The organism is Pararhizobium sp. LjRoot238, assembly GCF_964252955.1.
GTDB lineage: Bacteria > Pseudomonadota > Alphaproteobacteria > Rhizobiales > Rhizobiaceae > Pararhizobium.
The window spans coordinates 3,616,175-3,629,901 of sequence record NZ_CAXUPP020000001.1; the positions used below are offsets into that span (position 1 = coordinate 3,616,175).

Consider the following 13,727-nt stretch of genomic DNA (forward strand, 5'->3'; position numbering starts at 1 on the left):
TAAACTGTGAGATTGACGTTATATCCGCTTGCGAGTGAAATTTGCCGCAACGCACAATGATTCTCACTTCATCATCGGAAACGCGTCATGAACCAGTACGATCTCGTGGTTGTCGGCAGCGGGCCTGCAGGACGCAGGGCCGCCATTCAGGCAGCCAAACTGGGCAAGAAGGTTCTTGTCGTCGAACAGGGAAAGCGGGTCGGCGGCGTCTCCGTGCATACCGGCACCATTCCCTCCAAGACCCTTCGCGAAACAGCGCTCAACCTGACCGGCTGGCGCGAACGCGGCTTTTACGGGCGCGCCTATCGCGTCAAGCAGGAAATCAGCGCTGACGACCTGCGCCGCCGCCTGTTGATCACGCTTGATCACGAGGTCGAGGTGCTCGAGCACCAGTTTGCCCGTAACCGCGTCCAGCATATTCGCGGCAAGGCGAGCTTCATCGACCCGCAGACGCTGCAGATCGTCAAGGACGACGGAGAAATCATTCGGGTCTCCGGGACGAGCATTCTTCTCGCCGTCGGCACAAAACCGTTCCGCCCGGACTACATTCCATTCGACGGAAAGACGGTGCTCGACAGCGACGAATTGCTGGAAATCGAAGATCTGCCGCGTTCCCTGGCCGTGATCGGCGCCGGGGTCATCGGCATCGAATATGCGACGATTTTCAGCGCGCTGGACACGCATGTCACCGTAATCGATCCGAAAACGACCATGCTCGACTTTATCGACAAGGAAATCGTCGAGGATTTCACCTATCAGCTGCGCGACCGCAACATGAAGCTGCATCTGGGCCAGAAGGCGGAAAAGGTGGAGCGGACGCCGGACGGCAAATGTTCGATCACGCTCGACAGCGGTCGTGTGATCGTCTGCGAGATGGTGCTGTTTGCCGCCGGTCGCATGGGCGCGACCGACACGCTGAACTTGACCGCAGCCGGGCTCGAATCTGATAGCCGCGGCCGGCTGAGCGTCAATCCCGAAACGTTCCAGACATCGGTTCCGAATATCTATGCGGCGGGCGACGTCGTCGGCTTCCCGAGCCTTGCATCGACCTCCATGGAACAGGGGCGCATCGCTGCACGCGTCGCCGTCGGCGCGATCGCCAAGGAACCGCCGAAGTTTTTCCCCTACGGCATCTACGCCGTGCCGGAAATTTCCACTTGCGGCCTGACGGAGGAAGAGGTCAAGGAACGCGGCATCCCCTACGAATGCGGCATCGCCCGTTTCCGGGAGACGTCTCGCGGCCACATCATGGGGCTTGATTCCGGCCTGCTGAAGCTGATCTTCTCGCTGAAGACCCGCCGCCTGCTCGGTGTTCATATCGTCGGCGAAGGTGCGACGGAACTCGTCCATATCGGCCAGGCCGTGCTCAACCTGAAGGGCACCGTCGAGTATTTCGTCGAAAACACCTTCAACTATCCGACATTGGCCGAAGCCTACAAGATCGCCGGCCTCGACGCGGGCAATCGGATGGGCGAACTCATCGCGAAGGGATAAGCGACGCCTCCGGTCGCATCATCTACGGGCGCCCGCACACAGTTTGCCAGCCTCAACGCGGGGTCTGGTGCTGACGAAGCTGGACGGCCTGATCGCTGGAATTTGCCGAACACGAGCGAGCCGCCCGAAATACGCCGCGACCGCTCTATGGCATCTCATGTGTTGCCCTGGGCTTCGCACAACGACACTTCCCCATACGTCCCCACACCATAGCAAAGAGGCCGCCCCTCACGGGACGGCCTCTTCAAATTTCTGAAAGAAGCGCTGACCTTATTCGGCGCTGTCGTCAGCGGCCTTCTTCTTGGCCGGGGCCTTCTTCTTCGGAGCAGCGGCTTCTTCGCCTTCGGCAGCTTCAGCCTTGGCAGCGGCTTTCTTCTTCGGAGCGGCCTTCTTCGTTTCCGAATCGCCTTCTTCGTCGTCGGCCATCAGCTCTTCCTTGCTGACGGTCTTGTCGGTGACCTTCACTTCGGAGAGCAGGTGATCGACAACCTTTTCTTCGAAGATCGGCGCGCGCAGCGAAGCGGCGGCACCCGGGGTCTTCTGGAAATAGTCGATGATCTGCTTTTCCTGGCCCGGGAACTGGCGCAGCTGTTCGAACAGCGAGCGCTGCATTTCCTCGTCGGTTACCTGAACGCCGGCCTTTTCGCCGATTTCGGAGAGAACGAGGCCGAGGCGCACGCGGCGTTCAGCCAGCTTGCGGTATTCGCCACGGGCTTCTTCTTCCGTCGTGTCTTCGTCGGCGAAGGTCTTGCCGGCCTGGCTCAGGTCGGTGTTGATCTGGCGCCAGATGTTGTCGAATTCGGCGTCGACGAGGCGCTGCGGTGTGTCGAACTGGTAGAGTTCGTCCAGCTGGTCGAGGATCTGACGCTTGACCTTCTGGCGGGTCATCGAGCCGTACTGGCTTTCGATCTGGCCGCGGACGACTTCCTTCAGCTTGTCGGCCGACTCGAGGCCGAGCTTGGTGGCGAGGTCGTCGTTGATTTCGACTTCGGCAGCGGCGGCAACATCCTTGACGGTGATGTCGAAGGTGGCTTCCTTGCCTGCAAGGTTCGCAGCCGGATATTCAGCCGGGAAGGTTACGGTGATGACCTTTTCGTCGCCAGCCTTGAGGCCGCCGAGCTGCTCTTCGAAGCCCGGGATGAAACGGTTGGAACCGAGAACCAGCTCCGCGTCTTCGTCCTTGCCACCGTCGAAGGCAACGCCATCAACCTTGCCGAGGTAGTCGATCGTGACGCGGTCGCCGTTTGCGGCCTTGCCCTTCTTGGTCTCGTAGGTACGGGCGTTTTCAGCGATCTTGAGGATCTGTTCGGTGACTTCGGCTTCGTCGATATCGACGACTTCGCGCGTCACTTTGATGCCGCTCACATCCTTCAGCTCGATCGCCGGAATGACTTCGTAGGCGAGCGTGAACTCGAAGTCGGCCTCTGCGTTGAGGATCTTGTCGGCTTCCGCCTCGTTCTCGGTCATCGCGATTTCCGGCTGGGTCGCCGACTTTTCGCCGCGCTCCGACAGGATCTCGGTCGGCTTTTCGCGAACGAGCTCGTTGACCAGTTCGGCCATGATCGACTTGCCGTACATCTTCTTCAGATGCGCGAACGGCACCTTGCCCGGACGGAAACCGTTGATACGGACCTTGCCCTTGGCGTCTTCGAGGCGCTCGTTCATCCGAGCTTCCATGTCCTTGGCCGGGATGACGACCTTGAGTTCGCGCTTCAGCCCTTCAGCGAGCGTTTCGATAACCTGCATGTTCAAACCTTCATTTCACGTTGACAGGGCTCTGTCGGTGTTCTTCTACACGAGCACTTGAGCCGATCCATTTGCCGGGAGTGGCTTTACGCAAATCAGTCACCGTTTTGCAAGCAAAATGGCGCCGTCTTCTCGATCGACGCCAAGGACCAGCCTTGGACGTCCTTCATTCTGGTGCGGGTAGAGAGACTTGAACTCCCACGCCTTGCGGCACCAGAACCTAAATCTGGCGTGTCTACCAATTTCACCATACCCGCGTTCAGAAAACCGCAGCGCCTGCTCGCATCGGCACAGAAAAAATCACGGAAAGTGAGCCGCAACACATTCTGCGCCGGGTTCAGGGCGTTCCCGAGCGCGGCGTCTCTATATCACCCGTTTGCAACGGATCAAAGGAAAAATGCGGCCATTGTCGTGTTCTTGTCACTTGCCGGACAAGCACGCTGTTTGATGTCAGTAAAGCGGTTCTTCATAGAGCGATTTTCCATCGATCGAGATCGAGCGGATCTGCATGCGGCCATCGCCGGAGACGCTCGCGGTCACGGCAAGGGAGCGGGCGTTGCGCGCCTCCTCCAGCACCCTGCCCTCGCCTTCAGGCACATAATATCGTTCGATGCCGTATTCGACATTCAACGAGGACGGCGGACTGTCGGTCATCGGATAGAAATAGAACGGGGCGCTGCGGGCGATCACATTTCCATTCCTGGGTTCGAGCGGACCGAAGGAGGCCTCCGACACACCCCAGAAGCCATCCGGCTGTTTCTCCAGACGCACCGAGATCTGCGCGTCAGTCGCTTCCGTCGGGAAGCCACCGGCGATCTTGTCGGCTGGAATGGTCGAGACGTCGTAGGCCAAGATGACATAGTCACCGCGCAGCAGATCGCGTGGATCGACCGGCACGGTCTTCAGCACGACATCGACGCCGTTGCGCAGGATCGAGGCGCGGCTTTCGATCATATAGCCGAGGAACGCCGTCTGCAGCAGTGCCACGACGATGGCCGCGACCAGAGGACGACGATTGTTGCCCATACTACGCTCCTTCCACTGTTGTTTCCGCCGCGAGGCGCTTTTCCAGGCGGATCACCAGCCAGGCGATCAGACCGACAACGACACCGGAAATCAGGAAGAAACCGGATGTGCCGAGGATACTGCCCAGCGTTTCGAAGGCCAGATAGAGCGTTTCGGCGGCAAAGACCGCGTAGCCGAGGAAACGGACAGCGCCGTTCAGCCGGCCGGCAATAGTAATGCCGCCCAAAGCGACGCCGAGCGTCGTCGCGCCGATCGCAACCTCCTGACCAAGCCCGTCTATCTCCGTATGCAAGGCCGCGAGCCCCAGGATTGCGAGCGCAAAGCTATAAAAAGCGGGCGCGGCGCCAGCATCCTGGGCAAAGCGATAGAGCGGAGACATCGGCAGGCTGACGATCAGGAATGCCAGCAGACCAAGACCGAAAAGAGCGGCGGCAAGCCAGACTTCCGGCAGTTCGAGATAGAGCCAGCCGAGCCAAGCCAAGGCGAGCAAATAGGCGAGATGCCGGGCCGCACCGGCATTGGTATAGCGGACCAGTGCGATCACGACCACGATCAGCCCCGGAATGAAATAGATATAGCCATTGCCCTCGAAGCTGGCATCATTGTCCACCAGCAACTGGCCGAACACGACCCAGGCCAGAAAGCCGCAGATCACCGAGAGAGCCGCCGAACGGAAGGCAAGCGCCGCAACACAGGCGGCTGCGAACCAGACCAGCAGCGCGTCGGCTGCATCGCCTGACAGATGATACATCTGCCCGACCAGCGCGATCGCGCCGCCGAACGTCATGGTCCCCAAAACAAGAAGGGCGACACCCATGGCGCGCCAATCGCGCCCCAGGCACAGGGCAGCCGACAGATAGAAGGCCCAGATGAGGGCGACGATACCGCCGACGCGGACAAGGCGGGGAATCGCCTCCCAATTGGCCGCGACCAGAAGAAGGATGGCAGCCGACAGTAGGACCGCCGCCAGGACTAAGAGAACCCGGCCCGCACTGAAAACCGTCTCGCGTGAATCATATTCGGCAAGCATTGCCTTTGCCGTATCGGCGCTGAGCATCCCCTTCGAGACCCAGATGTTGAAGTCCTTCTCGATCCGCCCCCGGTACATGGCCCGCCCTCCTTGCATGCGCCTCGCCCGCAACACATATCATAGGCACCGGCAAATCATAGTTGAGCAGTCTGGCGAACTACGCGGGGCCTCGGGGCAGCCAGAAACGGATGATCATCGTTAACGCGATGTGAAGATTTTCGTGCCAATCTCCGATCCTCGGACAGGCATGGGGCGATCGAACGGGCCTTGCATAATCCGCATATCATCCATGATGATATTGCACTGCACAAATCGCCCTTGTCGACCTATATTGAACACAAGAAGACGGAACGAGATCAGCGGAAGCGATCGGGGCTGTCAGCGGCGAGACCAGCCGCTTCCGCTTAAGAAGTGGAAAAGGTCAGCGGGCCGAAAAGGCTCGCATCACAGAATTCGGAGTGGCGCACTCCTCCTCCCAGCGCCGCTCCGATCCGATGGGCAACACTCCTCCTCCCAAGTTGCCCGTCACCGTAAATGACGCCCGCTGGACCTCCTCCCCCAGCGGGCGTTATTCGTTTCGGAAACCAGAAACATCATTAGATTCCGGTGATTTGCAGAATATGGAAATTGCAGATGCCGAAATATTCGGCATGGGCATGCCGCAAGAACGAGCCAGGCATGCGCGCCCGGCATAGGTGCTATTCGCCATTGGCCCTACCCATTTCCGACAGTCCGACTTATCTTAAGGACAACTTCGGGGCAGCGCACTCCTCCTCCCAGCGCACCTCGATGGGATCGGCAACACTCCTCCTCCCAGTTGCCGATCAGAACAAGCAACGCCCGCCGGACCTCCTCCCCCGGCGGGCGTTGTTTTTTTGCTAGCCTCCTCCCAAGCATCAGCACATCCTCTTTTAGCGCTCACGCGCTCGCACAGAATTTGGTCAAATCGTGACCAAACCAGCCAAGAGGATTGCAAGAAGCGCATGGGTGCGATGCAGCATTGTCTCTGTAATTTCAGGGGTCGGCGGCGTATATTCCAACCATCAGATGAAGGCCAGCAGATGGTGCTGGCAGGAACCTTGGAAAGGACCAGCATCATGAACATTGCTCGCTCGTTCAACAATTGGCGCAAGTACCGTCAGACCTGCAACGAACTCGGCCGCATGAGCGACCGCGAACTGAACGACCTCGGCATCGGCCGCGGCGACATCCAGTACGTTGCCCGCCAGGCAGTCAAGTAATTCTCCGCAGCCGGCCGGCTTTTCCGGCCTGATGCGCAGCTGCCAAACGCCCTCCGGTTCAGTCCGGCGGGCGTTTTTTTGTCTGAATTTCGCCAGCCCCATCCACGGGCCCGAACGGGCATCCGCAGACGCTCTGCACGCGGCCGATCACCGCGCGCTGCGGCAGCGCAGCATTTTGTTGCATGTCCAATTTCCGGGCATAGATGCAGCAGATCGCGACGCAGCGAGACACCCCGGCATTTTCATTTCGCAAAACATTAAAAAAACAAATAGTTAAAACAACGACCATAGCGATTCCGGGCGCCATTAACCTATGGCTTCTTTTTCAGCACAGGCCAAAAATGCTTAGTGAAGCAGCAATGCAGTGCACAAATGCATAGCAGATGCATTTTCTTTGCACTCCATCTTTTCCCGCGAAAGGCGTACATAGATCCCAACGAAGCAGGCAAATCACTGCACTGCTCATTTGTTTCTGAGGAAAAGATCATGAACCCGATTCGTATCGCAAAAAGCTGGATCAACTACCGCCGCACCGTTGCCGAACTCGGCAATCTGTCCAACCACGCCCTGTCGGACATCGGTATCACCCGCTTCGACATTCACAACATCGCTTCGCGTTCCTTCCGTTAATCGGACCCGGAATGTCGAGGGACTAAAAACGGCACCACGGGGTGCCGTTTTTGATTCCGGGATCTTGCTGACGCCTCGTGTGCAGAACAGGTTCCCTTCGAGCCCGCCTTGCTCTAAATAACGGCGCATGACAAACACATCTTCCTACTCTCCCATTCATATCATCGGCGGCGGTCTTGCCGGTTCGGAGGCCGCCTGGCAAATTGCCGAGGCTGGCATCCCGGTTGTTCTGCACGAAATGCGCGGCGTGCGCGGTACGGACGCTCACAAGACCGATAGCCTGGCCGAACTGGTTTGCTCCAACTCCTTCCGTTCGGACGATGCCACCAGCAATGCCGTCGGCGTGCTGCACGCTGAAATGCGCCTTGCCGGATCGCTGATCATGTCGGCTGCCGACAAAAACCAGGTTCCGGCCGGCGGCGCTCTCGCCGTTGACCGCGACGGCTTCTCGGATGCCGTAACGCAAGCGATCGAAAGCCATCCGCTGATCACCGTCGTGCGCGAGGAAGTGTCCGGCCTGCCGCCTAAGGAATGGGATCTCGCGATCATCGCCACCGGCCCGCTGACGGCGCCGTCACTCGCCAGTGCCATCCAGGCGGAAACCGGCGCCGATGCGCTTGCCTTCTTCGATGCCATCGCCCCGATCATCCATACCGACAGCATCAACATGGATGTCTGCTGGTTCCAGTCGCGCTACGACAAGGTCGGGCCGGGCGGAACAGGCAAGGACTACATCAACTGCCCGATGAACGAGGAGCAGTACAACGCCTTCGTCGAGGCACTGATCGCCGGCGACAAGACCGGTTTCAAGGAATGGGAAGGTACGCCCTATTTCGACGGCTGCCTGCCGATCGAGGTCATGGCTGAGCGCGGCCGCGAAACGCTCCGGCATGGCCCGATGAAGCCGATGGGCCTCACCAACGCCCACAATCCGACCGTGAAGCCCTATGCGGTCGTGCAACTGCGCCAGGACAATGCGCTCGGCACGCTCTACAACATGGTCGGCTTCCAGACGAAGCTGAAATACGGCGCGCAGGCCGAAGTCATCCGGATGATTCCGGGCCTCGAGGACGCAGAATTCGCCCGTCTCGGCGGTCTGCACCGCAACACCTACATCAATTCGCCCGTGCTGCTCGATCCATCGCTGACGTTGAAGTCGCGGCCCGGACTGCGGTTTGCGGGCCAGATCACCGGCTGTGAAGGTTATGTCGAAAGCGCCAGCATTGGTCTGCTTGCCGGGCGGTTCGCAGCGGCCGAACGCAAGGGTGAGCCGCTGCCCTTGCCGCCGGTAACGACGGCCTTCGGCTCGCTGCTCAACCACATCACCGGCGGTCATATCGTTTCCGACGACGAGCCGGGAAAACGCTCGTTCCAGCCGATGAACATCAATTTCGGTCTTTTCCCGCTGCTCGAGCCGGGCGCGATCACCAAACCCGAAGGCGTCAAGCGCTTCCGCGGCAAGGACAAGACGGTGATGAAGAAACAACTCGTCGCAGCCCGCGCGCTTGACGACTGCGCGGCCTGGCTTGGGGGGCGCGGTTAATTGGCCTGAACGGCTCTAAAGTCCGAGTGCGGATTGAAGCTACCAAGCAACCAGAGCGAAACCTCGGCTGCCACCGCCGGGCTGACGAACTCGTAGACACCGTCGAGATAGGCAAAGTCGGCGAAATGCACGATCAGGCCACGGCCGCTTGGCGCGTTGCTGACATTGACCTTGCCCGCCTCGATCAGGTGGCAGACGAAATGGGTGCCGTGCGCGGCCATGAAACCCGCCTTGCCATCGTGAAGGCGGACGAAATAGGCCTTTTCATCCGCTGTCGCGTGAATGGCCCGGATGGCCTCGTCGGGAAAGGCCCGACCGAAATCGAGGATGGCCGACCCCGCATCCGGCTCCTGCCTGTCCCTGTCGGCGCGCTCCTTCATCCGCATGTAGAAGATACCCGCGAGCAGAATGCAGAGGATGACGATCGGCCAGATCATTGTGCCGACTCCTTTTCGTGCCGGTTGCGACAGCCACGACCCTAGAAGACGAAGCTTGCGCCAATGTGCCGCCGGCTTCACAAAACAGCATTTACGAATATAAAAAACGCCGCTGGCTTACCACCTGCCGCTGCGAGCTGCTTTCCACATCCACCACTGCCGGCGCCATTGAGACGGCACGATCGACTGTTCAAAGAGTTTCGAACCGGCCCGCTCTGCGCGGTCGAAAACCGGTTCGGCCAGCGCCAGCGTGATAAAGGCAAACCGGTTTGCCGGGGAAATCTCTTTCGCGTCAGTCCGCGCCTTGGCGAGGTGATCACGGCCAAGACCGGAAAATGCCCGAATTGCCCGCGTGACCGCGTCCTCATCCGTGCCAGCCAGGAAAGCATCGCGATCCAACCCCGTGGCAGCCAGCAGTTCCTCGGGGAAATAGACCTGGCCGCGGCGCCGGTGCAGCGGCAAAAGCAGCAGCACTCCCGCAATCGTCTGCGCTACACCCGCATGGCCTGCCGCAGATGCCGATTGCTGGGCGTGGGCTGGATCGAGAATCAGGCTCGCAAGCTGAATCAGCGCCGAGGCAGTCTCTCCCGCATACCCCTCAAGCGAAGAACGACTTTCCATCGGATCGTCATAGAGATCGAAAATACGGGCATCGATCATGTCCTGCAGCACGGAAACCGGTAGCTTGTAGGCCCGGATGCAGGCAAGCAGTGCCTCGGCCAACGGGTTCCCCTCGCCGCTCGTGCCGGTCGGATCGCTGAGCACGTCGCGCCACCACTGCAGGCGGATTTCCCCCGGCAACGGCTCACGCGCGACATCCCGGACGCGGGCAATCTCAGCATGGAAGGCATAGAGGGCCGAAAGCGGGCCGCGCTTGTTCTGCGGCGACAGCAGGCAGGCAAGGTAGCGATCGCGGTCACTGTCGCGCAGTGCCGTCAGACTGAAATCGTAGACAGCCGTGGAAGCCGGAATTGAATTTTCGGAAGATGTCATTGGTCAGACGGCAATGAAGGCGGCAGCGACGGAGCGCGATTCGGCAAGCATGATATTGTAGGTGCGAACGGCAGCACCCGTGCTCATCGGGTCGGACGAGATCCCATGTTCCTTGAACTGCGCCTTCAGCGCCGCCGGTAATGGCCTGATATCCTTGCCGGTTCCGACGAGCAGCACCTCGATATCGGCGGCTTCGTCGAAAACCCGCTGGAAATTTTCTACCGTCAGCGGATCGCCTTCCACCATGCCCCAGCCATAGATGCCCGAGGGCAGCATCAGCAGCGAGCCGCGATGGGACATGTCGGCGAAGCGAAAGCCGCCATTGCCATAGCTCTCTATCGGTGCCCGTCCGGGAAAATGTGCCCTGCGGATTTCTATAGGTCTGCGCATGACTACTGCGCTCCTTTGGCCGGATGCACGCCCGCGCCGCCGGTCTTTTCGGAATCGCTGCCCGGTGCGCCGTGTCTCAGCCTGAAGAGAATGAGGACAGGGCCTGCAACATAGATCGAGGAGAACGTGCCGATCGCAACACCGAAGAGCATGACGAAGGCGAAGGGCTGGATCGCCTCGCCGCCGAAAATCGAGAGCGCGGCCAACGCCAGCATGGTGGTCGCACCCGTCAGAACTGTTCGCGACAGGGTCTGGTTGATCGACGTATCGATCAGGATCGGCAACGGCATGCGCGGATAGCGCTTCAGGTTCTCGCGAACCCGGTCGTAGACGACCACGGTATCGTTCAGCGAATAGCCGACAATGGTGAGGAGCGCCGCAATGCTCGTCAGGTTGAATTCCATGCCCGTCACGACGAAGAGGCCGATGGTCAAAAGCACGTCGTGCAGCGTGGCGACGATCGCGCCAGCGGCAAACTGCCATTCGAACCGGACCCAGATATAGAGAAGAATAGCCAGAAGCGAGGCGAGGACGCCGATCGTCGCTGCCGTGGTCAGATCACCGGAGACGGAGGGGCCGACGACTTCGACACGGCGGAATTCATAGGCGTCTTCAAGTTCGCCCCGGACGAGGATCACCGATGTCTGCTCGGCATTCTCGCCGCCCTCGCGGGAGTGGACGCGGACGACCACATCCTGCGGCGAGCCGAACAGCTTGACCGTGATCTCGCCGAGATTGAGTTCATTCAGCCGCGCGCGAATATCCTCGATGTCGGCATTGCCCTCGCGCGCCTTCAATTCGATCACCGAACCGCCGGCGAAGTCGATGCCGAGATTGATGCCCATCGCGCCAAACAGCAGCATGCTGATGACAGACAGCAATGCCGTCAGCGAAAAGACAAAATTCCGGACTGCCATGAAGCGGTACGCAACGCCATCGAACATCCCGGTGCGTATTCCCTCCGGCAAAGCCGTCGGGCGGCGCCGATCGACCCACAGCTCCAGCATCACACGGGTGAGCGTGAAGGCCGTAAACAGTGTCGTCACAATACCCACCGCAAGCGTGACCGCAAAACCGCGAACCGATCCGGTTCCAAGGAAAAGCAGGATGATGGCGGCAATCAACATCGTGATATTGGCATCGACGATGGCGGCGAACGCACGCGAGAAGCCAGACTGAATGGCGTCGCGCAGGGATTTGCCGTGACGCACCTCTTCCCGGATGCGTTCATAAATCAGGACATTGGAATCGACCGCCATGCCGATCGTCAGCACGATCCCGGCAATACCGGGCAAGGTCAGCGCCAGCCCGGTCGCCGACAGCACGGCGATGATCATGACGACGTTGAAAGCCACGGCCAGGCTCGCGACCGCGCCGAAGAAGCCATAGAATCCCAGCATGAAGAGGATGACGAGGACGGCGCCGATCGCGCCGGCGACCAGAATGGAATGGATCGAATCCGCGCCGCGCCCTGCCCCGATCGAGCGCTCCTCAACCACGGTCAGCGGGCTCGGCAATTCCCCGGCGCGCAGAAGCAGCGCCAGATCGTCGGCGCCTTCCGGACTCATTTCGGCCGACAGTTGCACGGTGCCATCGGTAATCGCCTTGCGCACCAGCGGGGTGGCGATCACCGCTCCATCAAGAACCACCGCAATCGTCGTACCAGCCGTATCCGCCGTCGCCTTGGCAAACCTGGCCGCGCCATCGGGCCCAAGACGCAGGTTGACGACGGGATTGCCGGACTGCGCGTTGATCGCCGATTTGGCCTCGACGATGTCCTGATTTGAAATGATCGGCTGCTTGCGGACGAGATAGCCGATCGGCGGGTCGTCCGCGGAGTAGAGAATTTCCGAATTGAACGGCGGCTGGCCGTTGACTGCGTCCTGAACGGCCATCGACATGTCGATGCTTCGGAACGAGAGCGCCCCCGCCTGACTGAGGATATATTTGACCTGTTCCGGATCGTAGCGGCCGGGAATCTGGACAATGATGCGATCGGCACCTTGCCTGCGGATTTTCGGCTGCTGGGCGCCAAGATCGGCCAATCTGCGATGCAGCACGGCGATAGCCGCATCGGCTGTGGCAGAGATTCGGTCGGCAATGCCTTCGTCGGAAATGGTGGCACTCAGGGAACCGTCCGGCGAGCCGCCTATCGTAACTTCGCTGACCGCATCCTTCGTAACGCCGCCGATCTTTATCGGATCCGTCAGCGACTTCAGGGCCGCTCGCGCGGCTTCAAGCTGAGCCGGGTTGCGAAGGCGTAGCTGAATATCCTGGCCCGTGCCGGAAAGGCCGGAATAGGCGATACCCGCTGACCGAAGCCGCGCGCCGATCGCCGCGATGACCGCCTCGAGGCGCGTCTTCACCACATCTTCCCGCTCGACCTTCAGGGTGATCTGGGAGCCGCCCTGGAGATCGAGACCGAGCATCAGCTGCTTTTTCGGAACCCACCCTGGCAACCCATCCAGCGCCGCGTCCGGGACCGCGTTCGGCAAGGCCACCACGATGCTGAGCAGCACGACGAGCCAGACGATGATGGTTTTCCAGCGGGAAAAATACGGCATGAAGCTCTCGAAGATGTGTCGTTACAAGGTGACCGGTCTGATCCGGCCTCCCTGCGAGCTTACTCCTTGACGGGTTCGCCCTTCACACGGACTTCGGATACACCACTGCGTACCACACGAGTCTTCACGCCGTCAGCAATTTCAACTTCGAGTTCGTTGTCGTCTATGACCTTCGTCACCTTGCCGACAATGCCGCCGCCGGTGACGATCTGGTCGCCGCGGCGAATATTCTTCAGGAGTTCCTCGCGGCGCTTCATGTTTGCGCGTTGCGGGCGGATGATCAGGAAATACATTACGACGAAGATCAGCAGAAACGGCAGGATCGACATCAGGATATCAGCGCCGCCTGAGCCTGCGCCGGGTGCCGTCTGGGCGAATGCCTCGGTAATGAACATCAATCACTCCTTGAATGCGGTTTTGCGGGCGGATCGCCCATGTTTCGGATCGCCGGAATATAGGGATCGCCGGTGTCAATGCAACAACGGACCACAACCGGCCTTCATCCTCAGCCTCTTACAGGAAATCAGCCGGAGGAGAAGCTCTTTCTAGAGGATTTCACGCCTTTTACCGTTAGGGAAGCCATGCTACCGGACAGTTGGTCCAACGACACACCTGAGTGTCACTTTACAGGGG

13 protein-coding genes and 1 tRNA gene are annotated in these 13,727 nt (G+C 60.0%); 4 read left to right on the plus strand and 10 right to left on the minus strand.

The window, feature by feature from the left end:
• Positions 1–87 precede the first annotated feature (87 nt).
• Positions 88–1,494 (plus strand): Si-specific NAD(P)(+) transhydrogenase, encoded by a 1,407-nt coding sequence (sthA, locus tag ACSQ3F_RS17670; RefSeq protein ID WP_436101422.1) that lies wholly within the window; start codon positions 88–90, stop codon positions 1,492–1,494.
• A gap of 270 nt (positions 1,495–1,764) precedes the next feature.
• Here the strand turns inward: sthA and tig are convergent, their stop codons facing one another.
• The 4 genes from tig to ACSQ3F_RS17690 form a co-directional block, all read right to left on the minus strand.
• Positions 1,765–3,240 (minus strand): trigger factor, encoded by a 1,476-nt coding sequence (gene tig, locus ACSQ3F_RS17675; RefSeq protein WP_436101423.1) that lies wholly within the window; start codon positions 3,238–3,240, stop codon positions 1,765–1,767.
• Positions 3,241–3,412: 172 nt separating this feature from the next.
• Positions 3,413–3,497, minus strand: a tRNA-Leu gene (locus tag ACSQ3F_RS17680).
• Between the two features lie 193 nt (positions 3,498–3,690).
• Positions 3,691–4,266, minus strand: a complete 576-nt coding sequence (locus ACSQ3F_RS17685) for a GDYXXLXY domain-containing protein (RefSeq protein ID WP_436101424.1) — start codon at positions 4,264–4,266, stop codon at positions 3,691–3,693.
• A 1-nt stretch (position 4,267) separates the two neighbouring features.
• Complete coding sequence (locus tag ACSQ3F_RS17690; protein WP_436101425.1) at positions 4,268–5,374, minus strand: DUF2157 domain-containing protein; 1,107 nt, start codon at positions 5,372–5,374, stop codon at positions 4,268–4,270.
• A 1,019-nt stretch (positions 5,375–6,393) separates the two neighbouring features.
• On the opposite strand from ACSQ3F_RS17690, the gene ACSQ3F_RS17695 reads away from it, so the two are divergent.
• On the plus strand, positions 6,394–6,537 hold the full coding sequence (locus ACSQ3F_RS17695; protein WP_068955544.1) for a DUF1127 domain-containing protein: 144 nt from the start codon (positions 6,394–6,396) through the stop codon (positions 6,535–6,537).
• Positions 6,538–6,595: 58 nt separating this feature from the next.
• Here ACSQ3F_RS17695 and ACSQ3F_RS17700 read toward each other — a convergent pair whose 3' ends face one another.
• On the minus strand, positions 6,596–6,844 hold the full coding sequence (locus ACSQ3F_RS17700) for a hypothetical protein (protein ID WP_436101426.1): 249 nt from the start codon (positions 6,842–6,844) through the stop codon (positions 6,596–6,598).
• A 179-nt stretch (positions 6,845–7,023) separates the two neighbouring features.
• On the opposite strand from ACSQ3F_RS17700, the gene ACSQ3F_RS17705 reads away from it, so the two are divergent.
• Together ACSQ3F_RS17705 and trmFO are read left to right on the plus strand one after the other, a co-directional pair.
• Positions 7,024–7,167 (plus strand): DUF1127 domain-containing protein, encoded by a 144-nt coding sequence (locus ACSQ3F_RS17705; protein ID WP_113005496.1) that lies wholly within the window; start codon positions 7,024–7,026, stop codon positions 7,165–7,167.
• Between the two features lie 127 nt (positions 7,168–7,294).
• Positions 7,295–8,710: a methylenetetrahydrofolate--tRNA-(uracil(54)-C(5))-methyltransferase (FADH(2)-oxidizing) TrmFO gene (trmFO, locus tag ACSQ3F_RS17710; protein ID WP_436101427.1), complete on the plus strand. Its 1,416-nt coding sequence runs from the start codon at positions 7,295–7,297 to the stop codon at positions 8,708–8,710.
• Here the strand turns inward: trmFO and ACSQ3F_RS17715 are convergent.
• The 5 genes from ACSQ3F_RS17715 to yajC all read right to left on the minus strand — a co-directional run bounded on the left by ACSQ3F_RS17715 (position 8,707) and on the right by yajC (position 13,489).
• A complete protein-coding gene (locus ACSQ3F_RS17715) occupies positions 8,707–9,147 on the minus strand; it encodes a hypothetical protein (protein ID WP_436101428.1) in 441 nt (146 codons plus the stop codon). The genes trmFO and ACSQ3F_RS17715 overlap by 4 nt on opposite strands.
• Before the next feature lie 117 nt (positions 9,148–9,264).
• Positions 9,265–10,140: a phytoene/squalene synthase family protein gene (locus ACSQ3F_RS17720; RefSeq protein ID WP_436101429.1), complete on the minus strand. Its 876-nt coding sequence runs from the start codon at positions 10,138–10,140 to the stop codon at positions 9,265–9,267.
• 3 nt (positions 10,141–10,143) lie between these two features.
• The gene (locus tag ACSQ3F_RS17725; protein WP_436101430.1) at positions 10,144–10,530 is read right to left on the minus strand and encodes an Mth938-like domain-containing protein; all 387 of its coding nucleotides are present in this window, start codon (positions 10,528–10,530) and stop codon (positions 10,144–10,146) included.
• A gap of 2 nt (positions 10,531–10,532) precedes the next feature.
• Positions 10,533–13,094, minus strand: a complete 2,562-nt coding sequence (gene secDF / locus ACSQ3F_RS17730) for a protein translocase subunit SecDF (protein WP_436101431.1) — start codon at positions 13,092–13,094, stop codon at positions 10,533–10,535.
• Between the two features lie 59 nt (positions 13,095–13,153).
• Complete coding sequence (gene yajC, locus ACSQ3F_RS17735; protein ID WP_436101432.1) at positions 13,154–13,489, minus strand: preprotein translocase subunit YajC; 336 nt, start codon at positions 13,487–13,489, stop codon at positions 13,154–13,156.
• Positions 13,490–13,727: the final 238 nt, after the last annotated feature.